Origin of the sequence: Kandleria sp., from assembly GCF_017934775.1 — a bacterium.
Taxonomy (GTDB): domain Bacteria; phylum Bacillota_I; class Bacilli_A; order Erysipelotrichales; family Coprobacillaceae; genus Kandleria; species Kandleria vitulina.
The window spans coordinates 1-25,911 of sequence record NZ_JAGBIX010000046.1 but is presented as its reverse complement, the minus strand read 5'-3'; the positions used below and the strand labels follow the sequence as shown (position 1 = coordinate 25,911).

At 35.1% G+C, this 25,911-nt stretch carries 32 protein-coding genes; 9 read left to right on the top strand and 23 right to left on the bottom strand.

Going from position 1 to position 25,911, the window contains the following annotated elements; translation table 11 throughout:
- The 9 genes from J6L95_RS05195 to ychF form a co-directional block, all read right to left on the bottom strand.
- The coding region (locus J6L95_RS05195) for a hypothetical protein (protein WP_287458399.1) at positions 1 to 357 on the bottom strand (357 nt) is incomplete at its 3' end.
- A complete protein-coding gene (gene tnpA / locus J6L95_RS05190; protein WP_287458398.1) occupies positions 350 to 763 on the bottom strand; it encodes an IS200/IS605 family transposase in 414 nt (137 codons plus the stop codon). The genes tnpA and J6L95_RS05195, both read right to left, overlap by 8 nt.
- The gene (locus J6L95_RS05185) at positions 741 to 938 is read right to left on the bottom strand and encodes a hypothetical protein (protein WP_287458397.1); all 198 of its coding nucleotides are present in this window, start codon (positions 936 to 938) and stop codon (positions 741 to 743) included. The genes tnpA and J6L95_RS05185 overlap by 23 nt, the downstream gene beginning before the upstream one ends.
- A gap of 184 nt (positions 939 to 1,122) precedes the next feature.
- Positions 1,123 to 1,962 carry a transporter substrate-binding domain-containing protein gene (locus J6L95_RS05180; RefSeq protein WP_287458396.1) on the bottom strand — a complete coding sequence of 280 codons (840 nt, stop codon included), beginning with the start codon at positions 1,960 to 1,962 and terminating at the stop codon, positions 1,123 to 1,125.
- Positions 1,959 to 2,696: an amino acid ABC transporter ATP-binding protein gene (locus J6L95_RS05175; RefSeq protein ID WP_074689057.1), complete on the bottom strand. Its 738-nt coding sequence runs from the start codon at positions 2,694 to 2,696 to the stop codon at positions 1,959 to 1,961. Before J6L95_RS05175 ends, J6L95_RS05180 begins: the two co-directional genes overlap by 4 nt.
- 1 nt (position 2,697) lies before the next feature.
- Positions 2,698 to 3,372 carry an amino acid ABC transporter permease gene (locus tag J6L95_RS05170; protein WP_287458395.1) on the bottom strand — a complete coding sequence of 225 codons (675 nt, stop codon included), beginning with the start codon at positions 3,370 to 3,372 and terminating at the stop codon, positions 2,698 to 2,700.
- Entirely contained in the window at positions 3,353 to 4,012 is a 660-nt protein-coding gene (locus J6L95_RS05165) for an amino acid ABC transporter permease (RefSeq protein WP_287458394.1), read from the bottom strand. The genes J6L95_RS05170 and J6L95_RS05165 overlap by 20 nt, the downstream gene beginning before the upstream one ends.
- A 229-nt stretch (positions 4,013 to 4,241) precedes the next feature.
- Entirely contained in the window at positions 4,242 to 4,970 is a 729-nt protein-coding gene (gene srtB, locus J6L95_RS05160; RefSeq protein ID WP_029073045.1) for a class B sortase, read from the bottom strand.
- Entirely contained in the window at positions 4,970 to 6,070 is a 1,101-nt protein-coding gene (gene ychF, locus J6L95_RS05155; protein ID WP_029071379.1) for a redox-regulated ATPase YchF, read from the bottom strand. The genes srtB and ychF overlap by 1 nt, the downstream gene beginning before the upstream one ends.
- Before the next feature lie 103 nt (positions 6,071 to 6,173).
- On the opposite strand from ychF, the gene J6L95_RS05150 reads away from it, so the two are divergent.
- The gene (locus J6L95_RS05150; protein WP_031589501.1) at positions 6,174 to 6,644 is read left to right on the top strand and encodes a phosphatase PAP2 family protein; all 471 of its coding nucleotides are present in this window, start codon (positions 6,174 to 6,176) and stop codon (positions 6,642 to 6,644) included.
- Here J6L95_RS05150 and J6L95_RS05145 read toward each other — a convergent pair.
- The 3 genes from J6L95_RS05145 to folD form a co-directional block, all read right to left on the bottom strand.
- Complete coding sequence (locus J6L95_RS05145; protein WP_287458393.1) at positions 6,615 to 7,448, bottom strand: hypothetical protein; 834 nt, start codon at positions 7,446 to 7,448, stop codon at positions 6,615 to 6,617. The two genes, J6L95_RS05150 and J6L95_RS05145, sit on opposite strands and share 30 nt — an antisense overlap.
- Positions 7,449 to 7,529: 81 nt before the next feature.
- Positions 7,530 to 7,727 (bottom strand): DUF951 domain-containing protein, encoded by a 198-nt coding sequence (locus J6L95_RS05140; protein ID WP_029071376.1) that lies wholly within the window; start codon positions 7,725 to 7,727, stop codon positions 7,530 to 7,532.
- Between the two features lie 5 nt (positions 7,728 to 7,732).
- Positions 7,733 to 8,572: a bifunctional methylenetetrahydrofolate dehydrogenase/methenyltetrahydrofolate cyclohydrolase FolD gene (gene folD / locus J6L95_RS05135; protein WP_287458392.1), complete on the bottom strand. Its 840-nt coding sequence runs from the start codon at positions 8,570 to 8,572 to the stop codon at positions 7,733 to 7,735.
- Positions 8,573 to 8,699: 127 nt separating this feature from the next.
- Between folD and J6L95_RS05130 the strand changes: the two genes are divergently transcribed.
- Positions 8,700 to 9,128 carry a MarR family winged helix-turn-helix transcriptional regulator gene (locus tag J6L95_RS05130; RefSeq protein WP_287458391.1) on the top strand — a complete coding sequence of 143 codons (429 nt, stop codon included), beginning with the start codon at positions 8,700 to 8,702 and terminating at the stop codon, positions 9,126 to 9,128.
- Between the two features lie 11 nt (positions 9,129 to 9,139).
- A complete protein-coding gene (gene trxB / locus J6L95_RS05125; protein WP_287458390.1) occupies positions 9,140 to 10,045 on the top strand; it encodes a thioredoxin-disulfide reductase in 906 nt (301 codons plus the stop codon).
- 60 nt (positions 10,046 to 10,105) lie between these two features.
- Here the strand turns inward: trxB and J6L95_RS05120 are convergent, their stop codons facing one another.
- The 4 genes from J6L95_RS05120 to J6L95_RS05105 all read right to left on the bottom strand — a co-directional run bounded on the left by J6L95_RS05120 (position 10,106) and on the right by J6L95_RS05105 (position 14,651).
- Positions 10,106 to 11,281 carry a GGDEF domain-containing protein gene (locus tag J6L95_RS05120; RefSeq protein WP_287458389.1) on the bottom strand — a complete coding sequence of 392 codons (1,176 nt, stop codon included), beginning with the start codon at positions 11,279 to 11,281 and terminating at the stop codon, positions 10,106 to 10,108.
- Between the two features lie 84 nt (positions 11,282 to 11,365).
- Entirely contained in the window at positions 11,366 to 11,824 is a 459-nt protein-coding gene (locus J6L95_RS05115) for a hypothetical protein (protein ID WP_287458388.1), read from the bottom strand.
- A 153-nt stretch (positions 11,825 to 11,977) separates the two neighbouring features.
- A complete protein-coding gene (locus J6L95_RS05110; protein WP_287458387.1) occupies positions 11,978 to 13,141 on the bottom strand; it encodes a GGDEF domain-containing protein in 1,164 nt (387 codons plus the stop codon).
- 91 nt (positions 13,142 to 13,232) lie between these two features.
- Positions 13,233 to 14,651 carry an NAD(P)/FAD-dependent oxidoreductase gene (locus J6L95_RS05105; RefSeq protein WP_029071371.1) on the bottom strand — a complete coding sequence of 473 codons (1,419 nt, stop codon included), beginning with the start codon at positions 14,649 to 14,651 and terminating at the stop codon, positions 13,233 to 13,235.
- A 152-nt stretch (positions 14,652 to 14,803) separates the two neighbouring features.
- Between J6L95_RS05105 and J6L95_RS05100 the strand changes: the two genes are divergently transcribed.
- From J6L95_RS05100 to J6L95_RS05085, 4 genes are all read left to right on the top strand, one after another.
- The gene (locus tag J6L95_RS05100) at positions 14,804 to 15,709 is read left to right on the top strand and encodes a LysR family transcriptional regulator (protein WP_287458386.1); all 906 of its coding nucleotides are present in this window, start codon (positions 14,804 to 14,806) and stop codon (positions 15,707 to 15,709) included.
- Between the two features lie 85 nt (positions 15,710 to 15,794).
- On the top strand, positions 15,795 to 16,910 hold the full coding sequence (locus J6L95_RS05095; RefSeq protein WP_287458385.1) for a 5-methyltetrahydropteroyltriglutamate--homocysteine S-methyltransferase: 1,116 nt from the start codon (positions 15,795 to 15,797) through the stop codon (positions 16,908 to 16,910).
- 51 nt (positions 16,911 to 16,961) lie between these two features.
- Entirely contained in the window at positions 16,962 to 17,432 is a 471-nt protein-coding gene (locus tag J6L95_RS05090; protein WP_029071368.1) for a hypothetical protein, read from the top strand.
- Positions 17,395 to 17,811: a hypothetical protein gene (locus J6L95_RS05085; RefSeq protein WP_029071367.1), complete on the top strand. Its 417-nt coding sequence runs from the start codon at positions 17,395 to 17,397 to the stop codon at positions 17,809 to 17,811. The genes J6L95_RS05090 and J6L95_RS05085 overlap by 38 nt, the downstream gene beginning before the upstream one ends.
- An 11-nt stretch (positions 17,812 to 17,822) precedes the next feature.
- Here the strand turns inward: J6L95_RS05085 and J6L95_RS05080 are convergent, their stop codons facing one another.
- Together J6L95_RS05080 and J6L95_RS05075 are read right to left on the bottom strand one after the other, a co-directional pair.
- Positions 17,823 to 19,301, bottom strand: coding sequence for a glycoside hydrolase family 1 protein (locus tag J6L95_RS05080; RefSeq protein WP_287458384.1), 1,479 nt, complete (start codon positions 19,299 to 19,301; stop codon positions 17,823 to 17,825).
- A gap of 61 nt (positions 19,302 to 19,362) precedes the next feature.
- On the bottom strand, positions 19,363 to 20,019 hold the full coding sequence (locus J6L95_RS05075; protein ID WP_287458383.1) for a hypothetical protein: 657 nt from the start codon (positions 20,017 to 20,019) through the stop codon (positions 19,363 to 19,365).
- A 304-nt stretch (positions 20,020 to 20,323) separates the two neighbouring features.
- Here J6L95_RS05075 and J6L95_RS05070 point away from each other — a divergent pair, with 304 nt between their 5' ends.
- Positions 20,324 to 21,592: an IS110 family RNA-guided transposase gene (locus tag J6L95_RS05070; RefSeq protein ID WP_287458382.1), complete on the top strand. Its 1,269-nt coding sequence runs from the start codon at positions 20,324 to 20,326 to the stop codon at positions 21,590 to 21,592.
- Positions 21,593 to 21,690: 98 nt separating this feature from the next.
- Here J6L95_RS05070 and J6L95_RS05065 read toward each other — a convergent pair whose 3' ends face one another.
- The 4 genes from J6L95_RS05065 to J6L95_RS05050 are packed head-to-tail and all read right to left on the bottom strand — an operon-like array spanning position 21,691 to position 24,892.
- On the bottom strand, positions 21,691 to 22,575 hold the full coding sequence (locus J6L95_RS05065; RefSeq protein ID WP_287458381.1) for a ParB/RepB/Spo0J family partition protein: 885 nt from the start codon (positions 22,573 to 22,575) through the stop codon (positions 21,691 to 21,693).
- A complete protein-coding gene (locus J6L95_RS05060) occupies positions 22,568 to 23,335 on the bottom strand; it encodes a ParA family protein (RefSeq protein ID WP_029071363.1) in 768 nt (255 codons plus the stop codon). The genes J6L95_RS05065 and J6L95_RS05060 overlap by 8 nt, the downstream gene beginning before the upstream one ends.
- Positions 23,336 to 23,378: 43 nt before the next feature.
- The gene (locus J6L95_RS05055; RefSeq protein ID WP_287458380.1) at positions 23,379 to 24,239 is read right to left on the bottom strand and encodes a phosphatidylserine decarboxylase; all 861 of its coding nucleotides are present in this window, start codon (positions 24,237 to 24,239) and stop codon (positions 23,379 to 23,381) included.
- On the bottom strand, positions 24,224 to 24,892 hold the full coding sequence (locus tag J6L95_RS05050; RefSeq protein WP_029071361.1) for a CDP-alcohol phosphatidyltransferase family protein: 669 nt from the start codon (positions 24,890 to 24,892) through the stop codon (positions 24,224 to 24,226). The genes J6L95_RS05055 and J6L95_RS05050 overlap by 16 nt, the downstream gene beginning before the upstream one ends.
- A 119-nt stretch (positions 24,893 to 25,011) precedes the next feature.
- Between J6L95_RS05050 and J6L95_RS05045 the strand changes: the two genes are divergently transcribed.
- Positions 25,012 to 25,509, top strand: coding sequence for a dCTP deaminase/dUTPase family protein (locus J6L95_RS05045; protein ID WP_074687299.1), 498 nt, complete (start codon positions 25,012 to 25,014; stop codon positions 25,507 to 25,509).
- A 190-nt stretch (positions 25,510 to 25,699) separates the two neighbouring features.
- Here the strand turns inward: J6L95_RS05045 and J6L95_RS05040 are convergent.
- On the bottom strand, positions 25,700 to 25,911 hold a 212-nt coding region (locus J6L95_RS05040; protein ID WP_287458379.1), incomplete at its 5' end, for a hypothetical protein.

The following is a 25,911-nucleotide window of genomic DNA, read 5'->3' as shown; positions in this document are numbered from 1 at the left end:
GGCATCTATGCCATATTTCTTGCCTATCGGAATCATGGACTTTCTGCAAAAATCCCATGTGACGTTGTATTCAGACTGCATTTCATTAAGCTGTTTTGCCAAAACCCTACGTTTATCTTTGTCTTGAGTATTGCCATATAATTTAAGCAGTTTACGGTATTTCTTTGTGCGCAGTAACTGGTCATAATTCTTTCTCATAAGCCCGACAAGTTCATTGCCTGCTTTGCGTATCTTATCAGAAAGAGTGACAATCCTTAAGACATCAGAATACGGCATATCGGTTTCGACAACCAAGATATGCCTGTCAGAAAGTTTATGAAATTGCTTCAAGGTTTTCTTGTATTCTTCATCAGTCATGGTTTTTCTGTTCCTCGATATATTTGTTAACTGTAGCTTCACTTATATGTCCTGCCGTTGATACAAAATATCCCCTTGACCATAATGCTCCACAACGGGAGTAAAACTGCTTCAACTGCGGGAAAACCTTAAACATTTCAACAGCACTGATGCTTTTAAGCGTCCTTGCTATATCACAGGGAGCAACTGTCTGCGGGCAATCCACGAATATATGTATATGGTCTGGCATCACTTCCAATGCTTTGATTTCATATCCGTATTGATTGCAGATGCCAGCAAGGATGTTTTTAAGTTTATCGTCAGCGCCTTTCTGCAAGACAGAGAATCTGAACTTAGGGCACCAGATGATATGATACTGCGTCAGATATTTACAATGCGAAGCACTATGATATTGTTCCTCGCTCACTGTCTTTTTCTCCTAATTGATATTTTTCCTGAATCCCTCTGCGCATCAGGTCAAGAAATGTAATGGTTTCACCTTCCTCGACAGAATAGATGCGCGCAAGGTTCTCAAGCTGGGTCTTCCATTCAGACGGAATAGAAATATTGATTTGTACGTTATTACTTTTAGAACGTGCCATTGTTTATAATCCCTTCACGCTTTCATCATGATGCGTTGTTATTGTAAAAGGTATTGTCTTATATGATTCATGCATATTTATATCCTCATAAGCTGAAACCAACATTGATTTATACATAAATTATATATCAAGTCTATGTATATGTCGAGTAGCGGAAATGTAGTCTTACATAAAAAAGCGGCTTTCATCCCACAGGCAAGCCTGTGGGTTTTACGCCGCAATTTATAACAATTGTGCTCTTGTATTCTTTACCGTATACAGATGCTAATGTCTTATCATAATCTTTTGAGAAGAAGTCTTCTTTATTTAATGATTTGATTTCATTATCAATCCATTTCTTAAGATCACTATTTCCCTTTGTAACAGCTGGTGCAATCTTATCCTGTGAACCAAGTGTTGGAATACCTACAGTGAATCCTTTTGTGCTCTTAGCGAATGATAATACTTCAGTATTGTCATTAAGCCATGCAGCACCATTACCATTTTCTAATGCGTTTTTAGCATTAGCATATGTATCATATTTCTGTAGAGGAATATTTGGATAATTCTTTGTAACATATGTTTCAGCAGTTGTACCTGAGATAACGATTAATTTATCGTTCTTGTTCCAATTATCTAATGAAGTGATAACTTTATTTGAAGGTGAAACAACACCAAGTGATACGTTCATGTAAGGTAAAGCGAAATCTACTTCTTCTTTTCTTTCATCAGTAACTGTGAAGTTTGCAAGAATGATATCTACTTTATTTGTCTTTAAATATTCAATACGATTGGCTGCTTCAGTGGATACAAGTTTTACTTTTACACCTAAATCTTTACCTATTCTATTAGCAAGTTCGATATCATATCCCTGATATTTTCCATTCTTGTCTACATATCCAAATGGATGTTTATCGGAGAATACACCGATCTTGATTGTACCGTCTTTCTTAATATCATCTACTGAGCGATAGCCCTGTTTTGCACATCCTACAAGACCTACCGTTAATAATAGTGCAAATAATGTTCCTAAAATCTTTTTCATAATCTCTTCCTCCTTTTATATGTTAAATTCTGTAAAAACTGTTGTGCTCTTTCTGTTTTAGGATGAGTAAAGAAGTCTTCTGGATGTCCTTCTTCAACAACTCTTCCTCCATCAATGAAAATAATACGATCAGCTACGGCTCTTGCGAACGCCATTTCATGTGTGACAATGACCATTGTCTTTCCTTCATCCGCAAGATCTAAGATTACATCTAATACCTCCTTGACCATTTCTGGATCTAATGAGGCAGTAACTTCATCGAAGAGAAGCACTTCCGGATGCATACACAAGCTTCTCACAATAGCGACACGCTGTCTTTGTCCTCCGGATAATTCATGTGGAAAGCTTTTGGCCTTATCTTTTAACCCTACACGTTCAAGCAAGGATAAAGCTTCCTGTTCAGCTTCTTTTCTTGATCTCTTTTGTACAATACGTGGTGATAATGTCATATTGTCTAACACATTGAGATGTGGAAAGAGCTCATAGCTCTGAAAGACCATACCAACATTTTCTCTTAAATGTGTTTCACTCTTGATAGGGGCATCATGGAAGGTGATTTCTCCTTCATCAATATCTTCAAGACGATTTAAACATCTTAACAATGTACTTTTCCCACTACCTGATGGTCCAATAATCAATGTCACTTCTCCTTCATTGATCTTAAGATCAAGATCATTGAAGACTGTAAAATCACCATATTTCTTTGTGACATGTTCAAGTGATAAGATGGCCATATTAAATCCTCCATTTCTTTTCTAGATAACGTGCCAATATGCTTATTGGATAACATGAAATAAAATAAAGCATAAAGACTACAAGATAGATGCCAAAGGCACCATTAGGACTGGCAAGTCGATTTGTTTCAATGATCTGCTGGGATACTTTGATAATATCTACTACCCCGATCATTAATAATAGACTTGTCGTCTTGATCATTCTGGTAATCAGATTCATCGATAATGGAATCAATCGTTTGGCAATCTGTGGAATCACAACGTGAATATAGACCTGTCTAGGTGACATTCCTAATGCCAGACCACTTTCATATTGATGATGATCCATTGAAACAATAGCGCCTCTTACTAGATCACTCATTTCACCTGTTCCCCACATTGTAAAGACAATGATAGAAGCCATCTCAGGAGATAGATTGATCGCAAATGCTCTTAATCCAAAGTACGCGATAAACAAAAGGACCAGCTGGGGCATAATCTGAATAAAATGAACATAGCCTCTCATTATTTTTCTAATAAGCGGATGTCCTTTTACTTGAGCGATACCTAAAATAATCCCTAACACTAATGAAAGAACGACTGCGATGGCACTAATATACAAGGCAAGCGTAAGACCTTCTAACAATCGTGAAAGATTCTGTCCTTGAAATAATAGATCAAACCCCCATTTTGCCATATGTCAGCCTCCTTTCTGCCAAGTGTCCAAGTAGTATGACTGGCGTCAATATCAATAAGTAGAACACGACCAGAAGAAAGAGTGCTTCTGTCGTTTTATAGTAGAGTCCAATCAGATCCTTCGCTGTAAACATAAGGTCCATAAGACTAACAGCACTTAATACACTTGTCTCTTTTAACATAAAGATCATATTGGCAACCAATCCTGATAAAGAAGCTCTAAGCGCCTGAGGTAAAATCACATAACGCATTGTCTGCTTTTTATTCATTCCTAGTGCCATGGCACTCTCTACCTGACTCTCTGAAATTGATTCAAGTCCTCCCCTAATTGACTCACACATATATCCTCCACCCAAGAAGCTTAATCCAACTATGCCACAGGCCAGTGGGCTTGTCGCAATGCCAATCTTAGGCAATCCATAATAGATAAAGAATAACTGTATCATTAATGGGGTATTACGACTTACTTCTACGTAGAAGGAAATAATGCGTTTTAAGAATGGTATTCTATAATACAGAATCATAGAAGCAATCATGCCAATAAGTATTGCAAGAACAATGGATGATAATCCAATTCCTGCACTCAGCAATGCTGCCTTTAGATAAAGTGGCAGATACTCTAGAATAACATCAACTCTCATACCTCTTCCTCCTTAGGAACACAATATACCTATTAACCCAGTATGTCAATAGGTTTGATAAGAAATTTAAAAGGATGCTTGCGCATCCTTGTTTGTATTATAAAAGAGAAAGGCATGTGAATGATTCAAAACAGGATTCAGATAAAGAAAAATAGCCTTTCTCTTTACTACTTATATTATAACACCATTATTTTCTATAAATAGTTTTTATTGACTCATTAAAAAAAGACTATCCTTTATGGATAGTCTTTGATAATCGAGCAAATACAACGCTTCGCCAGTTGGTATCATGCGTTGCACAAGTAGAAAGCATAATCAATGGTGCTTTCTTCGTACTGACTTGTCTGTTAGCTAAAGACGCGCTTACAAGTTTTTTTATGAATGATCCATATTCAATATTATTGCGATAATAATTGGTATCAGTTGCATCTAATCTATTGAATGAGAAGATATCATAGACATTGACACTTCCATCAGGAAGATAGATATAAGCAACCGGATGATTATTCATAAAAGACTGTTCACTAAATTTCTTTAATTGACCAAACATGGATCCGTTGTTCATATTGTGACCATAGATGATTGTATTTCCATCCTGGAAGTTCTTATTGGATATTTCATCTAAGAAAATAGAACCAGCGAAAGAATAATCTTTCTTATAGTTATGATGTAAGTAAGTATCATTTGACTGACCTTTTAATATTGGATAATCAGCTACATCTTTGATATAGAGCCATCCTACAATATCTTTATTAAGTCGTCTTAAATAATTAAAATCAATTGTACGAACATTTGAAGCTTTATGCTTCTTTTCTGTTTTTACAACTTCTTTTACAAGGACATCATTATCATGATCTACTTTCCAGTATTTATAGTAGGTATATCCAAGGTTGAATCCACTATATAGAAAGACACATAAAGCAATCAGAAAAACAATTTTCAGTACGATATTTTTCATTAGACATTAAACTTGAAGAACATGATGTCGCCATCTGCTCCCTTGTAAGTCTTTCCTTCCTGTCTGATTTTTCCAGCTTCTCTTAGAGCTGCTTCGCTCTTATGAACCATTAAATCATCATAGCTGTAAGTTTCAGCTCTGATAAATCCTCTCTGGAAATCTGTATGGATGATTCCAGCCATTTCAGGAGCTGTCATACCATCTGTAAATGTCCATGCACGACATTCATCTACACCTACCGTGAAGAATGTCTTTAAGTTTAATAAAGCGTATGTTTCTCTGATTAATTTATCAAGACCACTCTCTTCAATGCCTAAGTCTTCCATGAAGATAGCTTTATCTTCATCTTCAAGAGCAGCTAATTCTTCTTCAATCTTAGCGCAGATTGGTACAACATCTGCTCCTTCATTTTTAGCATATTCTACAAGAGTATTAAAGAATGGGTTATCCTGTGGATTTTCAATATCTTCTTCACCCATGTTTGCGACATAGATAATTGGCTTAATAGTTAATAAGTTATAATTCTTTAGCCATACTTTTTCTTCTTTAGAGAATTCTAAAGAACGTGCTGGTTTAGATGCTTCTAATGTTTCCTTTAATTTTAATAGAACATCTAATTCTTCCTTAGCATCCCCATCTCCAGTCTGGGCTTTCTTTTCAATCTTGCCAATACGTTTTTCTACTGTATCTAGATCAGCAAAAATTAATTCTAAGTTGATTGTTTCTACATCTCTTACTGGATCTACACTACCATCTACGTGAGTAATGTCCTTATCTCTAAAACATCTTACTACTTCTACGATAGCATCAGTTTCTCTGATGTTTGCAAGGAACTTATTACCAAGTCCTTCACCTTTAGACGCACCTTTGACAAGACCTGCGATATCTGTAAATTCAAATGTAGTTGGAACAGTTTTCTTTGGTTTAAAGATTTCTACCAAGTCGTTCAATCTATGATCAGGTACTTCTACAACCCCAACATTTGGATCAATTGTCGCAAATGGATAATTGGCTGCTTCAACCTGTGCGTTTGTAATTGCGTTAAATAAAGTTGATTTCCCGACATTAGGTAAACCAACGATTCCTGCTGTTAAAGCCATTGTGATTCACTCCTTTTTTTCGCCCTTTATTTTATTATAGTTTGTTTCAAATTGCAATGAACAAAGACATGTACAAATAATAGAGTTGTGCTATACTTAGGGCATGAAAACATTCTATATTAAACTTAATAAATTTATTATCTCTACAAAATGTAGAAAGATTGTAAATTTTCTCATAACTTATAGCATATTACCTTTTATTATTATCTATCCAATAACATTGCTTTATTTGTTTCTTACTCATAGTCCATTGTTATTTGATACATTCTTTAAACCAGCATTTCTTTTTCTAGCGATTACGATTTCTCGTTATCTTATTAATAGAGAAAGACCTTATGAACGATATAAGATCAGACCGGTAAAAAAACACAAGAAGGGAAAGTCATTCCCTTCTCGACATAGTGCTTCCGCATTGATTATTGCCCTTATTATGCTAGATATCAATGCAACCCTAGGACACATTCTTATCATTTGTGCCCTCATAGTAGGACTTAGCCGTATTCTCGGTGGACTGCATTATATCAGCGATGTTGCAGCTGGATTTTTATTTTCGATCATTCTTTATATTTTCTAATACACTGCCGTGAGGATTTTCTAGAATATACATATCTTCTGATTCATCTACCATAAGCAGTGGTCTTTTTTGACGATATGTCTTTAATAAAGCAAATTCATCTGGGCTTTTTGTCTTGTACCAAAGATAATAGTAGCCTTCGTTCATCTTATCTTCAAACCAGTCTTCATCAATTGTCTTTGAAGATAATCCAAAATAAACACATTTCTTTTTAAGAAGAGCCATTGTCTCTTCTTTTTCTTTTGTCAGTGTAATCATGATATTACGCAATTTCATGATTTTTGACATGCGATTACTATCAAGATGATCTCCATCAGTGAAGAACACAAATGTACTGTGTGTATGTTCTTTTAACATATCTAGAACTTCTTCAGTAAGTGGCTCTTCAATAAGATAAATAAAGATACCTATTTCTTCTCCTTGAGTGATCATATCATCCATTTCTTCTAGATCATAATCTTCACTCATCCCAATAACCCATGGCCATCTTTTTCTTCCATAGGTCTCCTTCATCTCATTACGTGTCTTACTACCAAAAATTCCTGCATATATCATAATATTTGTGACCAATTTCTTAGCGATTTCTGGATCTAGATCATGAAACAGATGACGAACATAGATATGGTACGGGTGATCCTTCTCTTCAATAGCTTTACGCACTAATGCCCTTTGTGAAGAGAACCGCTCTTCACTTATTGAATCCACAAAATGCATAATATATGGCAAATATTTTTCTGGATCCTGATAAGCAAGATCTAATACTTTTTCAAAACCATAGCGTTTAAATGTTTCTGCGATTTCCATTTTCATCATCTCCTCATATACATTATTTTAAAATAATGTGTTTTTTACATCAAGAAATGAAACACATAGAAGAAAAAAACATCAGCTTTCGCTGATGTTATGTTCAATGACTTTCTTAAGACGCTTCTCGAAATCTCTACGAGAAAACATGACGATGGCACCACAGCCAAGACATTTCACCTTGATATCTGCACCCATACGGATAATTTCCCACTGTGTAGATTTCTTGCAAGGATGGGCCTTCTTCATTTCAATTATATCATGTAAACCATATTCCATAGAAGTTACCTCGCTTTATATGATTTAAGGGTGTTGCTCATTAATAATGCTATTGTCATTGGACCAACACCACCAGGTACTGGGGTAATGACCTGAACTTTATCTACAACATCATCAAAATCCACATCACCGCATAGTTTGTTGTTTTCATCTCTGTTCATACCGACATCCAATACGACAGCCCCTTCTTTAACATACGATGAATCAAAGAATTTAGGCTTACCGATTGCGGTAATAAGAACATCTGCTCTTTTTGTAACATCTCTTAAATACTCTGTATGAGAATGAGCAATTGTCACTGTCGCATTACGATGTAAGCATAACAATGAAACCGGCTTTCCGACAATATTGCTTCTTCCTACAACGACAACTTCTTTTCCATCTAGATCATAATTGATAGCATCAAGCATACACATCATTCCCTGAGGTGTACATGGAACAAATCCATCTTCATTAAGGACAAGTTTAGCAATATTGCTTGGGTGGAACCCATCAACATCTTTGCTTGGGTCAATTGCTTCAATAACGGCCTGTTCATCAATATGATCAGGTACTGGAAGCTGTACAAGAATACCATCAACTTCTTCATTCTTATTTAATGAATCAATTAAAGCTAATAGTTCTTCCTGAGTAAAAGAGGCATCCTTGCTAATTGTCATTGATTTCATTCCTACAAATTCACAGGCTCTAATCTTGTTTCTTACATAAACCTGAGATGCAGGATCATCCCCAATCAAGATCACCGCAAGGCATGGGACACGTTTCCCTTCTTCTTTTAGAAGTTCAACTTCTTTTTTAATATCTTCTTTAATCTGCTTTGAAATTTCTTTACCATTTATCAACATATTCTATCACCTTTTGCGTTATTATAACGGATAATTTATCCTCTTTCAATATTAGTGCAAAAGAATTGACACTTCTAAATAATCAATGTTAATATAATTTTGCAAAATTAATTAGGGAGTGTTTATTATGAAATATGAATGTCTCAATATAGATAATCAATTATGTTTTCCTTTGTATGCTTTATCCCATCAGATCACAAAAAAGTATAAGCCTATTCTCGATGAAATTGATTTAACATATACGCAATACATTACCATGATGGTCATGTGGGAAAGAAAACAAGTCACTGTAAAAGAAATTGGCAGTGTTCTTTACCTTGATTCAGGGACATTGACGCCTCTATTAAAGAGATTGGAAAAGAAAGGTCTTATTACAAGAGAACGTTCTAAAGATGATGAACGATCACTTAATGTCACATTAACAAAGGAAGGAGAAGCTTTACAGGAAAAAGCAAAAGATATTCCTTCTAAGATTGGATCTTGTCTTCCTTTATCAGAAGAAGAAGCTTCTCAGCTCTATACTTTGTTATACAAGTGTTTAAACGCTATTAAATAGGAGGTCTAATTATGACTGATGTAATTATTATTGGTGGAGGTCCAGCCGGCCTTACTGCTGCTCTATATGCTTCTAGAGCAGGTGCAAGTGTAAAAATTATTGAAGCAGGTGCCCCAGGCGGTAAATTGAATCTTACTGCTGATATTGAAAACTATCCTGGTATCAAGACAATAAAAGGGCCAATGTTGGCATATGAAATGTATGAACATGCATTAAGCTTTGGTGCTACATTGGATATGAGTGAAGTAAAGGAAATCAGAGATGATGGTGATGTGAAGACTGTTGTCACTACCAGCGGTGAACATCAGGCACGTTATGTCATCATTGCGACAGGTACTAAAGAAAGAAAAATGAATGTCCCAGGTGAAGAAGAAAACGCTGGTAAGGGTGTGTCTTACTGTGCGGTATGTGATGGTCCATTCTTTAGAGGAAAAGAAGTCGCAGTCGTTGGCGGGGGCAACTCCGCGATTGAAGAAGCAATCTATCTTTCTACCATTGCATCTAAGGTACATGTCATCATGAGAAGAGATGTCTTTAGAGCAGATAAGATTATTTCTGAAAAAGCTTTAGCTACTGAAAATATTGAATTCCATTTCAAGAAAAAACCACATGCTGTATTATCAGATGAAACACATGTTACTGGATTAGAAATGGAAGACAGCGATACAGGTGCACTTTCATCTCTTGAAGTCTCAGGTATCTTCCCATTTGTCGGCAATGATCCGGTCACTGACTTTGTAAAAGACTTAGGTATTACAAACGAACGTGGCTATATCATCGTTAATGAAAACATGGAAACAAAGAAAGAAGGCATCTACGCTATTGGAGATGTCATCGCTAAAGACTTACGTCAAGTTGTAACTGCTGCTAACGATGGCGCTATCGCAGGACAGCATATTGCACAAAAGCTGTTATAGATGCAATGCACGATCATAGATCGTGCTTTTTTTGTGATCTAAAAAGGAAGCTTAAGCTTCCTAATTGCGTCTTCTATCAATATGATTTTCTCTATAGAATCTCGCCTTATCCTCATACATACGCTTATCAGCTATTTCGACAAGCTGTTCTAATGTATATGTTGGATAATCCTTAACCATTGCGACCCCCATCGCAAGATGAATTTCATTGTTATAGAGGCCTTGTAAATCTTTCTGATATTTCTTAAGACTCTCTTGTTTCTGCTTATTGAATTGTTCTAGTGAATAGTGAGATAAGTCAAGCAAGATCACAAACTCATCTCCCCCTGTACGAAAGATCTGTCCCTGATTAGCAACTGCCTCTTTTAAAGATACACCCGTAGCATAAATCAAGGCATCACCCATTTCATGACCTTTGGTATCATTGACTTTCTTTAATCCATTAATATCAAAAAGAAGAACACACATCTTTTCAGGCATTGGCTCACTCTTATATTTATTTAATTGCATATTGTAGGCATAGCGACTATATAATCCTGTCAGTACATCTTTTTCTAGAAGTATTGTTTTCTTCTTCCTTTCTTCATCCATTTTTTGTTGGTAGAACTCTTCATAATGAATAAAAAGAAGTACAGATGCAATAGATACTGATAAAAAGCATGTCCTAATACCTTTAATATTAATAAACTGCTGAATAATGGTACAAACAAGTACCAACAAAGAAATACATATCATCGAAATGATATTATGTCTTTCATACTTTCTTCCGAAGTGAAGAAAACCGATAAGAAGAAGAAACCACATAATGACATAAATAACCGAATAGACATAATAGTATTTTCCATGATGGTAGATATTATTACCGTCCACATAGAAGATAGCCTTAAAAGGCAAAGATATAATCAGTATTACTACCGCAATGCACATGAAATTACGGAGATGCTTTTTCACCCAGCCTTTCTCATTGATTTGAATAGCGAAAAATGAAGCTATAGAGAAATTCAGGATGTATCCTGCACATTTGATGATTATATGTAGATATCTTGTACATAATGGAGCACCATCCAATAAAAGACCTAGCCACTCCATAAGAGCAGCCAAGCTTATGATCAAATAAGTCAATCGAAAACTTCTCTTCTGTTCTGCAGTCAATCGTCCATTCTCTTTGACAAGAAGAGCTAAAATTATTAATGTTGCAACGGAAATAAAAAATATTGCAGTATAGTATTCAAACATTACTCATCAATCCTTTACTAGAATCGTCTTTCAATATAATTTCTAGATAATACTTCTTTTTATTTTCATACATTCTCTTATCGGCTATATGCCAACAGCAGCACTCAAATGAAAATTTAATGGCTTGCTATAATCAATAAAGTTGTCGTTCATCTTTTCCACAGCATACTGTCTTAGCATCTGATTAAATACATAGCGACTATAAAGATTTGTTAAAGCGTCTTTTTCTAGAAGAATAGTTTTCTTTTCATCATCTTCATCCATCTCCTGCTGATAGTATTCTTCATAATGAACAAAAAGCAAAACAGCAGCGATAGATACACTCAAGAAGAATGTTCTAGCCAATTTCTCACCTAACTGCTGAGCAACAGAACCTCCTATGACCAGCAATATCAGCATGAAAACATAAATAATCGAATAAAGGAAATAGAGATTTCCATGATGATAATAATTGTGATCATCTACATAGACAATGTACCAAATGGCAATGACAATAACATGAAGATAAGAGCTAAAACAATATTCATCTGGAAATGATCCCATTACCCATCCTTTTTCTCATATTTGTATAGTAAACAAACATAATAGCTGACTCTTTATAACCTAAATCTCACTTTTATATTACCATAAATTTTCTTGTTCCCTCGTTATTATCCTTTATTTTGCATAAAAAAAGCCATCAGCAATGCTAATAGCTTATTTGCGGCGATCATGACGCTTATTACGATAATAATTTGCTTTATCTTTATACATATCCCTATCCGCTACTTCTACAAGCTGTTCTAGCGTAAAATCAGGATAATCTTTTGCATAGGCTTTCCCAATCGCAACATTTATTTCTGATAACTCTGTTGCCTTAATCTTATAGGCATAGAATTCTCTTTTTAAGATGTCATAAAACTCTTTTATTGTATAGGAAGATAAATCAAGCAGAACCACAAATTCATCCCCACCTGTACGATAGACATGGCCATAAGATTGAATAGCCTTCCTAATTGCATGGGCGGTTTCACAAATGAGTTCATCACCTTTTTCATGTCCTTTTGTATCATTGACCATCTTTAAGCCATTGATATCAATAAGCAAGACACAAAGCGTAGAAGAAAGTGGTGGATTACTATGCTTTTTTAACTGTTCATTGTAGGCATAACGACTATAAAGATCTGTTAAGGCATCCTTCTCCAATAGAATTGTCTTCGCCTTTCCATCTTCGTCCATTTCCTGCTGACAGAATTCTTCAAAGTGAATAAATAACAAAGTAGACCCCATCGCTAATGCAAGATATCCTGTACGCATAAAACTGCCAGCTGTTTCTTGAAAGACGATACCTACTAATGCCAGTAGCATTATCGCAAAGAGCGACTTCTTATTGCTTGAGGCGAATCGTCTTCCATATTGAAGCAAACCAATAATAAGTAAAATCATCATTAAGACATAAATGATGGGATAAACAATATAGAATGGTCCATGACGATAAACATTGTTCTGATCAATGTAGAAAACCCAGCCAAATGGCACTGATAATAGAATAATGAGAATATCAATTATTTCCAGTATTCCCATATATTTCTTAACTGACAGTTTACTATCTACCTGATTAATAAAAAAGTATGCGATAGCAGGAGTTAAGATGTAATCAATGGTTTTCACTAAACAATGAATATATTTTGTCCATGAGGGGGCTTTATTCATAAGTAACCCTAACCATTCCATAATAGCTGCAATAATAATGACAAAGTGAGTCTTATAAAACGCTCTTTTTTGTTTTGATGTGTGTCGAGCGTTTTCATGTACAAGAAGACTTAATATTAGCAAAGTCATTATTGATATGAATAATATAATGGAATAATAAGTAAACATGTTTTAACCTCTCTATTACTTTAATTTTACCATATCCATGCTTTGTTTATTACTTTTTTTGTGAATATAAAAAGACTGACTTATGTCAGTCTTATGAAAGCTTTTTAACAATATCTCTTGCAACAAGAATACCATTAGCGCCAGCCTGTGATAAACCTCTTGTAAGTCCGGCTCCATCACCAGCTACATAAAGAGAATCAATATCCGTTTCAAATCCTTCATGTACCTTAACTCTAGCACTATAGAATTTTGCTTCTACACCATAAAGAAGTGTATGCTCATTGGCAATACCTGGTGTTACATGATCTAATGCTTCAATCATTTCAATGATTGATTTCATTGTATTGTAAGGAAGAACAAGTCCTAAGTCACCTGGTACAGCTTCTGGCAACGTTGGTACAGTATATCCTTCTTTAATACGCTTTGCGGTAGAACGTCTTCCCTTCTTGATATCACCGTACTTCTGTACAATGATAGAACCATTAGAAAGTCTATTAGCCAATCGTGCAATCGCATGCGCAAATTCATTTGGCTGATTAAATGGTTCACTAAACTGATGTGATACAAGTAAAGCAAAGTTTGTATTGTCAGATCCAAGTTTTGGATCATGATAAGCATGACCATTGGCCATCATTGTTCCTTCATGGTTTTCTACAACCACATGTCCACTTGGATTAGAACAGAATGTTCTTACCTTTGTTCCTACTGATGTATTGTAGACAAACTTTCCTTCATAAAGATTCTCATTGATTTCTCTCATGACAATATTGCTTGCCTCTACTCTTACACCAATATCAACCTGGTTGTTATAAAGCTTAAGACCATGGTGATCTAAAATTGAAGCAAGCCATGTAGCACCATCTCTACCTGGAGCTAATACAATCTTTTTAGCATAGATTTCATCACCTTTTTCTAATACAATTCCTTTTACTTTCTTATCTTCAACGATAATATCCTTAACCGCTGTCTTGAATGCCATATCGATATGTTCAGCAAGTTCATTGGACATTTCTGTCATAATACGAAGATTTTCTTCTGTTCCTAAGTGACGTACCTTAGCACGTAATAGCTTAAGACCAACAGCGTAGCCACGCTGTTCAATTTCCTTGATTTTTTCAGTTGTAGGATCTGTAATGTCATGTGTAGCTCCATGCTTAAGATAAAGATCATCTACATAATGAATAACATCAACAACTTCATCAGGTGAAAGATAATCAGTTAGCCATCCACCGAATTCACTTGTAATGTTAAATTTACCATCAGAATATGCGCCAGCACCACCAAAACCGCATGTAATAGAACATGCAGGACGGCATCCTGGTTCCTTATCCTTAATTTCTGGGCATCGCTTGATTTTCTTATCTTTAATTGGACAATGTCTATGCATTACATTATGTCCCTTATCTACAAGCAATACACTCAAATTTGGATTCTTAAGATAGAGTTCGTAGCATGTCATAATACCTGCAGGACCTGCTCCGACCACAATAACATCATAGTTTTTTTCCATTTTATTCATCCTCCAAAAGATTAGTATAACATAGTTTTTACTAAAATCTATAAAAATAATTTTGAATTTATAAATAAATTTATTCTTCTCATTGTATCATCGTTTTCTCTCTTGAATTTATGTTAAAATCAATATCAAAAGGAGGAAACAAAATGACACTACAACAGCTTGTCTACCTTGTTACAGCAGCTGAATGCGGCAATATGACAGAAGCTGCTGCTAAACTCTATATCTCACAGCCATCACTGAGTGCTGCTATTCGTAATCTTGAAGAAGAAATGGGTGTAACTGCTTTTTCAAGAACAAACAAAGGCATCACTGTTACAAGAGAAGGAGAAGAACTGCTTTCCTATGCGCGCATGCTGCTAGAACAATCAGAGAACATGAAAGACCACTTCTGCAACAGCAAGCATCAGAGCCCTAAGTTTTCCGTCTCCTGCCAGCATTACTCCTTTGCGGTCAATGCCTTCGTAGATGTAATCAAAACCTTTGATGCCGATTGCTACAACTTTATTATGCGAGAAACACAGACTGGAGAAATCATTGATGATGTGGCTAACGGGAAAAGTGAAATAGGTATTATTTTCTTATCTGAACATAATGAAGAAATTCTTTCTAAATTGATCCGAAACAACAATCTGATCTTTGAAGAACTTTATGTTGCTAAACCACATATTTTCATCTATAAACATCATCCTCTTGCTAAAAAAGATAAGATAACGCTTGATGATCTTACTCAATATCCTTATCTTGTCTATGAACAAGGCACACGCAACTCTTTCTATTTCTCAGAAGAATTTATCAGTACCCTTGATTTTCCTAAGATCATTCAGGTAAGAGATCGTGCCACCCTATTCAATCTTGTTATCGGTCTCAATGGGTTTACTGTAAGCAGCGGTATTATCGATCATCGACTCAATGGTCCTCATATTATTGCTAAACCGTTAATGGCGGATCAGACAATGCATATTGGCATTGTGAAAAAGAAAAATATGATATTAAGCAGATATGCTCATAAATACATTGAAGCTTTAAAAGAACATTTGTCCATAGTTTAAAACTATCGACAACAATGAATTATATATATTTTTAAAAATGTATATTTATTGATATCCTTATTTCAAGATGAAGGAGGAAATCAATATGAGTAATTTACATACACCTTTTCGTTATGATTTTGTAGGAAGCTTCTTAAGACCACAGGCTTTAAAAGATGCTAAGCTACAGTTTCAAAACGGAGTATTAACACAAGAAGAATATGACAACATTGTGAATGAAGAAATCACAAAGGTTGTCAAAAAACAAAAAGAACTAGGCTATCATGTCATCACTGATGGAGAATTCAGAAGAACATTCTGGCATTTGGACTTTATGTGGGGACTTGAAGGCATTGAACATAAACACACTGGAAATGGCGTAAGATTCAATGATGAACTTGCTGTATTGGATGATACTTATCTAGTAGGAAAGATCAAGGCTAAACCTCATCCTTTTGTAGAATACTACAAGTTCCTTAAACAGTTTGAAGATGATCAGACTGTTGCTAAATATACAATTCCTGCCCCAGCTCAGACATTACAGCAGATGATTGTTCCTGACAACTATGAGTCAACTAGAAAATTTTACAAAGACAATGAAGAATTGATTCAGGATATCGCTAAAGCCTACCAGGATATCATCAAGCAGTTCTACAATGCCGGATGTCGCAATCTGCAGCTTGATGACTGTACATGGGGAGCCGTTGTTGGTGATGCAGCTAAAATACGCTATAAAGCGTCAGGGTTGGATTTAGAAGAAGTCAAGAAAGCGCTATTGAAAGTCAATAATCTTGCCTTAGAAGGAAAACCAGAAGATATGGTTATCAACTCTCATATCTGTAGAGGTAACTATCATTCAACATTCTTTAATAGCGGTCCTTATGACAGCGTTGCTGATTATGTCTTTGCAAAAGAGAACGTTGATGCTCTTTATCTTGAATACGATGACGAAAGATCAGGTGGCTTTGCCCCACTTGCTAAAGTATCAGATGATAAGAAAGTTGTACTTGGACTTATCACTACAAAATCACCTGTTCTAGAAGATAAAGATGAAATCATCGCTAAAATTCATGAAGCAGCTAAGTATATTCCACTTGATAGATTATACTTAAGTCCACAGTGTGGCTTTGCCTCATGTGAAATTGGCAATAAGCTCACTGAAGAAGAACAGTGGAACAAGCTTGCTCTTGTCAAAGAAATTGCTGAAGAAGTTTGGCATTAACTTTTAGTAATCCTCCTGTTTATTTCGTATAGATAAACAGGAGGTTTTTTTATGATGAACTGTGACTTATCTATTTCAATTGAACATGATGGCAATGTTCATATGCACTATTATCCCATGAATATATCCATCATCACCCACTATGTCTACCAGATGCTGCTGCTTATTTTAAATAATGAAGAAGATCTTTCTCTTCTTGATGACACAAGATTATGCAGCCGTCTACGCATGGCCTTCTTGGCCTTTGATCTCTCTTTCTACTATGATACTTATCATAGTTTTTCACATTGTTCTTTATTGAAGATGTTTGATTATAACTACAAAGATATATCTATTCATCTTATGGGACAAAGTGATTGTTATAAGATTGAGACCCCAACTTCTTTAAGCGTTGGTGACTTTGTCCTTATGATTGCTGTTATTTTATCAGTCTTGCCCAATACTTTAAGACAATCCTTATTTCAGGCTTTAATGGAAGATGTCTATGGAAAAAATAATGAAACTCATGCAGCTTACTGTTAAAGATGATCATATTGAAACAGAAGTTTTTGAAGAAGGCACGCCTCAAAGAATTGCAACTTGTCTTCTTCTTTTGATGAAGCAGCATATAAATGATTATCATGAAGAAGATTTTATTTGGAATGTTCATCTTCATTCCTTTAAACAAAGAACCAATATTCCTTCTTCTTGTCACATTGAAGATTCCATCTTTACTATTGAAAACAAAGATGGCTATGGTCTTTTAAGTGGTACTACAGCAATCAACGATGAACAATACGCTTTTATTCTTGGCTGTTTCTTATCAGCAGGAATCAGCTATTCTATTGAATGCTATCTTGTGAGCATTCTTTATCGCATTTTTTTAAATGTGAATAACCCCATTATAGATCATCCTCTATAATGGGGTTATTTTTATTCAAATAAGCTTTCTCCGTTTGTTTCAATGACTTTCTTATACCAATCATAAGATTTCTTTTTGATTCTTTTATAGCTTCCTCTATTGTAGTCATCTACATCTACATAAATGAACCCATAACGCTTGCTCATTTGATTTGTTGAATTGGAAACAAGATCTATTGGTGCCCATGTTGTATAGCCCATCAGCTCTACTCCATCGTCTTTTATGGCATGATACATCTGGATCATATGTTTTTTTAGATAATCAATGCGATAGTCATCATTGATGCTGCCATCTTCTTCTATCTGATCTCTTGCACCTAATCCATTTTCCACAATAAACAATGGTTTTCTATAGCGATCATATAAATCAATAAGGGAGATTCTTAATCCAATAGGGTCAATCTGCCATCCCCAATCACTTGATGGAATATACGGATTCTTGATTGCTGTCTGGGTATTGCCAGATGTCATTGTTAATCCTTCTTCATTCTCTGCCACACAGCTTGATGAATAATAAGAGAATGAAATAAAATCTACAGGATAATCCTTCATGATGCGAAGATCCTCTTCACTCATCTTAATATGAAAACCTTTGTTTTTATACATGTTCAATAGATAACGTGGATATTCTCCATAGACCTGTGTATCTGAATAGCAGTAGATCTGACGCATTGTTTCTCTTTCTTTTAGAACATCTTCTGGTCGACATGAATAAGGATAATATGTTAATTTTGTCAGCATACATCCTACTTTCGCATCAGGTATATTTTCATGTGTGATCTTCACTGCCAAAGCACTTGCGACAAACTGGTGATGCATAGCCTGATATTCTACTTCTTCAAATTGTTTTTTCTTAAAACGTGATTCAATAAGACCACCGGTCATAAATGGATGTCTGATTATTGAATCTATTTCATTAAATGTGAGCCAATATTTTACTTTATCTTTATATCTTTTAGTAATGACATCTACATATCTTACAAAGAAATCAATTGTCTTACGATTATACCAGCCATTATATTCTGTTGCTAAATATAGCGGTGGTTCATAATGGGACATTGTGACTAAAGGCTGCATATTATATTTTAAGCATTCATCAAATACACGATCATAGAAAGCTAATCCTTCTTCATTAGGAGCTTCTTCATCACCTTTAGGAAAAATACGTGACCAGGCAATGGACATACGATAGACCTTAAATCCCATTCCTGCAAGCAATGCGATATCTTCCTTATAGCGATGATAGAAATCTATTCCGTGTCTTTTAGGATAAAAGACCTCGTCATCTGTCTCAAGCGCTTCTTTGATCTGTTCATCTGTAATATCACATAAACCATGTACATCAAGAAGATCCTTCATCTCCTTAGGATCTGTAAACTTGGCAACATCGGAAACAGAAGGACCTTTTCCTCCTTCTTTCCATCCGCCTTCAAATTGATTAGCAGCAGTAGCACCACCCCATAAAAAATGTTCTGGAAAAGTTTTTGTCATAATAAAATACCTCCACTATATTTCATTATAGCGAAGGTATTCTTTTATATGTTTATTTTTCTTAATCCGAAATTTCTTTATGACTTAAAGTCTGAAGAATCTTGTATTCATAAAGATGTCTAACAAAAGCAAGACGTCTACGATGACCAAAAGTTAAAGGATTATTATTGTTTTCTTCCTTATTCTTCTTTACCATACGATGACTCTTTTCTTCATTAGAATCAAATTTCACCATTAAATCTACTACACAGCATACAAAATCATTAGTCCCAATTGTTTCTACATTATCTTCTAAGACTTCTGCATTAAGCACATCAGCCCAATCAGCTTCTTCAATAGCAACACTCTTAGGCAATGGTGTCTTTTCAATAAGAGGCTTGATTTCTTTCGTTTCTAGACGATCAACTTTCTTATTTCTTTTCTGATCTTCTATCATATACTGTTCAAGTTCATTGTAGTATTGATAATCCTTAAGATCATCTTTTTTAAACATGAAGCTATCAATAGCTGTTGCATCAGGTCTTTCATAGAATGTACCTTTTAATGTGTAAATCAAATAAGGTGAATCCTGATCTGGCATTGATAAAATACGCTTATAGGCTTTCTTGAACTGTTCTAGCTGACGGTTCTGGTCTTCTGCATTAACAGCAAGAGAGACACCAATTCTCATAAATACGTCTTCAGGACGATTCTCTTTTAGCAATTCTTTAAATTTCATGTTTTCCTCCATTTCTGTGCGTGCGCTGCGCCTGGCACAGACACAAACACGGTATGTAAATATCTCATCAATCCTCCGAGTTTGTAGTATACTGAAATAGAGGTGGTATACTACAGAGCACGTGGAGGAGAGTAGGCAAATCTACTCATAGATTATCCTGTATGTTTATAAGTCGCCGTCAACTTTTCAAGCACAAACAAGTAGGACCTAGAGCCTGGACACTTAAGATTGATTTAAACAACTAAGTATATTTCGCTGGTTGACAGTCAATGCCACTTCTCCTTTTTTAGAAAGGAGTTTTTTTATGCTTAAAATTGTTCGTTATACTTGCGCTGGACTTGATGTCCACAAGAACCTGATTGTAGCGACTATTGGTATTACCCATAAAACCAATAACGTAACCGAGTATGTTCAAGAATCCTTCAATACGTATAACTACGATTTAAGACGACTGCTTGAATGGCTCATTAGTTACAACTGTTACGAAGTATGCATGGAATCTACAGGCAAATATTGGATTCCTATATACAACATTCTCGAAGAGAACGAGAATATGAAGATTGTCTTGGTTCACCCTAAATATGTCAAGGCCATCAAGGGCAAGAAGACTGACAAGAAAGATTCAAAATGGATCTGCGATCTCTTCAAGCACGATCTGGTTAAAGCCTCATTTATTCCACCTAAAGATATCAGAGCTCTTCGTGATTTGTGCAGATACAGATGCAAACTGATTTGTATTCGCTCTTCTGAAAGAAACAGATATCAGAACTGCATGACCGTTTCTAACATAGGACTGGCTTCAGCGGTAACTGATCCCTTTGGTAAAACCGCCAAGAACATCATGAATGAAGTTCTCACATCAGATACCATCGATGATGATAAAATCAGATCCTTTATTCACGGAAGATGCAAGAACAAGGATGACATTCTGGATTGCATCAAGGATATCAAATTAGAATCTGATCAACGATTCAAGATGAATGAAGTATCCAGACATCTGGAAGAACTGAATCGACACATTGAAGCATGCGAAGCTGAAATTTTCAAACGCGCTTCTCCATATCTAAATCAGTTTATGCACATCACAGAAATTGATGGAATAAGACTACTGTCAGCCATCATGATCATTTCAGAAATCGGCATCGATATGACACAATTCGAGACTGACAAGCAGCTGGCGTGTTGGGCTGGATTATCGCCAGCCAACAATGAAAGTGCCAATAAAAAGAAATCAGTCAGAATCAATAAGGCTGGTCAATATCTTAAGCCGTTGCTTGTGCAATGTGCCCTCGCTTCTATCAAAAACAAGAACAGCTACTTCGGTCAAAAGTATTATAAGATCAAGAAGCGTCGAGGACACAAGAAAGCGATTATCGCCATTGCACGTATGATGCTTGTATCTGTCTACCATATGATACTCACTGGTGAAACATTCAATCCATCTGATTATGAATCATTCAAGAACCCAAAGCCCGTACAAAATACAAAGTTAACGGTTGAAGACGCTACTGAATTTCTAAAGAATCTAGGTTATGAAGTGAGTATGGCTACTTCGCAAAATTCTACAGAATAATTTATTATATTTCTATTTTTTCTAATTAATTACGACTTGTTTTTAAGTCGGTCTTTTTTTTCTAAATTAATGTTTTTATTTACACACTTAACTCCTACTTAAATATCTTCAATAACACCCATTAATTCAAGAAGACGATTTAAATCTTCGTTTCCTTTATACTTGATAGTAATAGTCTTATCATCAATCTTAATATTAGTATGATATTTCTTACGTAATAATCCTTCCGCATAATCATACTTTTTATCTTTGGTATTTTTCTTCTTCTCTGCTTTCTTTTCTGAAAGCTTCATACCTTTTACTATATCTTCTACTCTTCTTACAGAAAGCTTTTCATCAATGGCTCTTTTAGCAACTTGTTTAGCTTTTTCATCAGAAAGTCCAACCAATGGTCTAACATGACCCATTGTCAATGATCCATCTAAAATATAATTCTGAATCTCTTTATCCAACTGAAGAAGACGTAATGTATTAGCAATATGTGTTCTAGATTTACCAATTCTTTCTGATAGCTTTTCTTGTGTTAAGTTCAAGCGATCCATCATTGACTGATAAGCTTGCGCTTCTTCAATAGCATTCAAGTTTTCTCTTTGAATGTTTTCTAGAAGTGCAATCTCCATCATCTGATTGTCTGTAAAATCTACAATAATTGCAGGTACTTCTTCTAGACCAGCAATCTTAGCTGCACGATAACGTCTTTCACCTGCAACAATCTCAAATCCATGAATAGATTTTTTTAATAAGAGTGGCTGAAAGATTCCATGTTTTTTAATTGATGAAGCTAATTCTTCCAGCTTATCCTGATCAAACAGTTTTCTTGGCTGATAAGGGTTTGGTCTAATAGACGCAATATCAACTCGTTCCTGTTCAAAATCATCCGGTTTTTTTTCAATAGCATCAATTGCGGACTGTAAATCCGTACCTGTTGCACCATCATTAAAGATAGCATCCAGTCCTCTTGTCAGTGCTTTCTTTTTAGCCATTTCGTTTCACCACTTCTTTTGCAAGTTTTTTATAAGCGATTGCGCCAGTACTGCTTGGATCATAATCGAAGATTGATAATCCGGCAGATGGTGCTTCTGAGAGTTTAATATTTCTAGGAATAACTGTATCATATACTTTTTCTTTAAAGTATTTTCTTACTTCCTGAGATACTTCTACACCTAAGTTTGTACGAGAATCTAGCATTGTTAAAAGTACACCTTCAATAGTAAGGTTCTTATTGAATACACTTTGTGTCAACAAGATCGTATTTAGAAGCTGTGTTAAACCTTCTAGTGCATAATATTCACACTGTACTGGAATTAATACAGAATCAGAGGCAGAAAGGGCGTTTGTATTAAGTAAGCTCAATGATGGTGGACAATCAATGAGAATGTAATCATATACTTTTTTTAGTTTACTGACTGCATGTTTTAAACGCTGTTCTTTTCCTGTCTTAATATTTGAAAGCTGAATTTCTACACCAGCTAGATCAATGCTTGCTGGTGCAACATCCAATCCTCTTTGTGAAGAATGAACAATGATATCTTCTAATGCCTTATCATCTACTAAAACATCATATGTTGTATTTTTGATTGATGTTCTATCAATTCCAATCCCCTGAGTGGCATTTGCCTGAGGATCCATATCGATAAGAAGAACTTTCTTCTTCATTTTTGCTAAGGCTGCAGAAAGATTTACACTTGTAGTTGTCTTTCCAACGCCGCCTTTCTGATTTGTAATAGCTATTACTTTAGCCATTGTTTTTCCTCCTTAAAATAATGATTAGTGAGGTATATTCGAGTTAGAGATGTATTGCTACGCGTTCCCCTAATTTCACTTTTACTTCATCATGATTCTTAGAATGCTGAATGATATCTTCATCTACATTCAAGATATCTTTTTTGAATAATAGCACAACTGTACTTCCACCAAACTCAAAGTAGCCTTTTTCTTCACCGCGTTTGAATTCTTTTTTATTCGCATTAACAATCTTTCCAACCATCAATGCTCCTACTTCCATATATACAACGTCATCAAAGTTTTCACTATGTATCATTGTATAATGTCTTGTATTTGTCTTATAGATTGGATAATAATCATTCGCAATTGGGTTTACCGTATGGAATATTCCTGGAATGATTACTTCCTTTTCACTTGTTCCATTATCAAAATAATGATAGTGGTGATAATCATCAACTGTCAGTCTGAATACAAGGCAAGTTCCTCCTTTATATTCATCTGCCAATCGAGGACTTTTCAGAAGATCTTCTAATTTATAAACTGTATGCTTAATTGTAATTTTTGTATCATCTTCTATTTTATAATAGCTGACCTTTGAATCACATGGCGCCATAAGAACCTTGGGATCTTCTGGAATTGGTCTTGCGCCTTCTTTTATTGCTCTTGTGAAAAAGTCATTGTAGCTCTTGTATGATTTTTCTTCATACTCTGTCATATCAATATTATTCTTTTTAATGAATTTTTTAATACTTGCTTTAGATAATGGACTATTCATATAGGCACCACCTATATTTGTAATAACAGGAAGAGTCATCACTTTAAGTATAGCTCTTCCTGCAATATGTCCATATAATTTCTTTAACTGTTTATCCTGTGTTTCATCATAAATGGCCTTTTGGCCATTTCTTAGAAATATAGCCAACCGAACGGATGTCCTCCACCCATACGAATATTGCCGGTAATAGCTAATGAGATAAACAGAATGATACCTAAAGCAATTAGAATAAGTATTCCACGTAAATCTGGTTTTGGAACTTTAATTTTTGATATGAACAGGATCCCAACAATTCCTAATCCAACGAAATAAATCATCTGTACAGTTGGTATTTTAAACCAAATGTTTAAGCAATAGATTGCTGGAAAGATAATAGAAGATGAAGTAACTGGAAGACCTGTATAATACTTTCTTTTTTCAGAAGTCTTTTTCTGTCTCATGTCTTCAGTTACATTAAAATATGCAAGTCTGATTACCGCACCAAGTACATATACTGCAAAAAATGGTAGGCATCTTAACATTGTGAATCTTCCCATTGAGTATGCAATAACTGCTGGAAATACACCAAATGAAACTAAATCTACAAGTGAGTCGATCTGGATGCCAAACATCTTTTCTTCTTCGGTTCTATTTTTTTTGCTTCTAGCAACAATACCATCAAATGAATCAAAGAATCCGCAAAGCATTAGGCATAATAATGCAATGACGTATTGATGCTGAAATGCAAAGTGCGTTCCAATTAAGGCACTCACTAAACTACAATATGTTAATATTACTGTATAGTTGTAAAATCCTATCATTTTATCACCCCAAAATATCGCAATTATTATAACATACTTCTTATTTTTTTTATATATATTTTCATGTCTTTATGTATTGCATCAAAAAATTTGATACAATAGCGAAAAGGAGTGAAAAAATGGAAAAAGCAAAATTTTATAAAGTAAGCATAGATCGATTTATTGAGGATATGAGCGATTTTAAGGAAGATGAAGCTAAAAGCATGTACGAAGCATTAAAGCTTCCTAAAAGAGCAACACAGTTCTCTGCAGGCTATGATTTTTATGCACCTTTTGATTTTACATTAAATCCTGGGGAAACAATTAAGATTCCTACTGGAATTAGAGCAGAGATGAATCCATCATGGGTATTGATGATTTTCCCAAGAAGTGGTTTAGGCTTTAAATATAGAATTCAGTTAAATAATACAGTAGGTGTAATTGATGCTGATTATTTTTACAGTGATAATGAAGGTCATATCTTCTTAAAGCTGACTAATGATTCTAATGAAGGAAAAGTATTATCAGTTAAACAGGGAGAAGGTATCGCACAAGGTATTTTCATGATGTATGGATTAACTGAAGATGATGAAACAACTGAAGTAAGAAACGGTGGTTTTGGAAGTACTACAAAATAGTACTTCTTTTTTTATAAAAAAAGATACCCACTATTCACAATTATGTTGTGAATAGTGGGTATCCGTTGTTGTTATGCACGTATGATGTGATTAGTGTTATCTAGTTCACAGATTGTGTGAATAATATTTTTTATTCACAAGTGATGTGAATGGAATCTTTTCTTTCACAATGACTGTGAAATACGCCTCCTTATTCATAGGTGCTGTGATTACTGATCTCAGTTTCATGCCATCCAGTGATTATCAATGCTCTATTCACATTCGTTGTGAAATCTATTTGCTTATTCATATCTGCTGTGAAATGGCAAAAAAAAGGAGTCCCCTTGGGGACCGGACAGACTGGCAGCGTGCTGTTTTTGCCGTTTCCGACTATCGTCGCCGCTGCGATGCTTAACTTCCGTG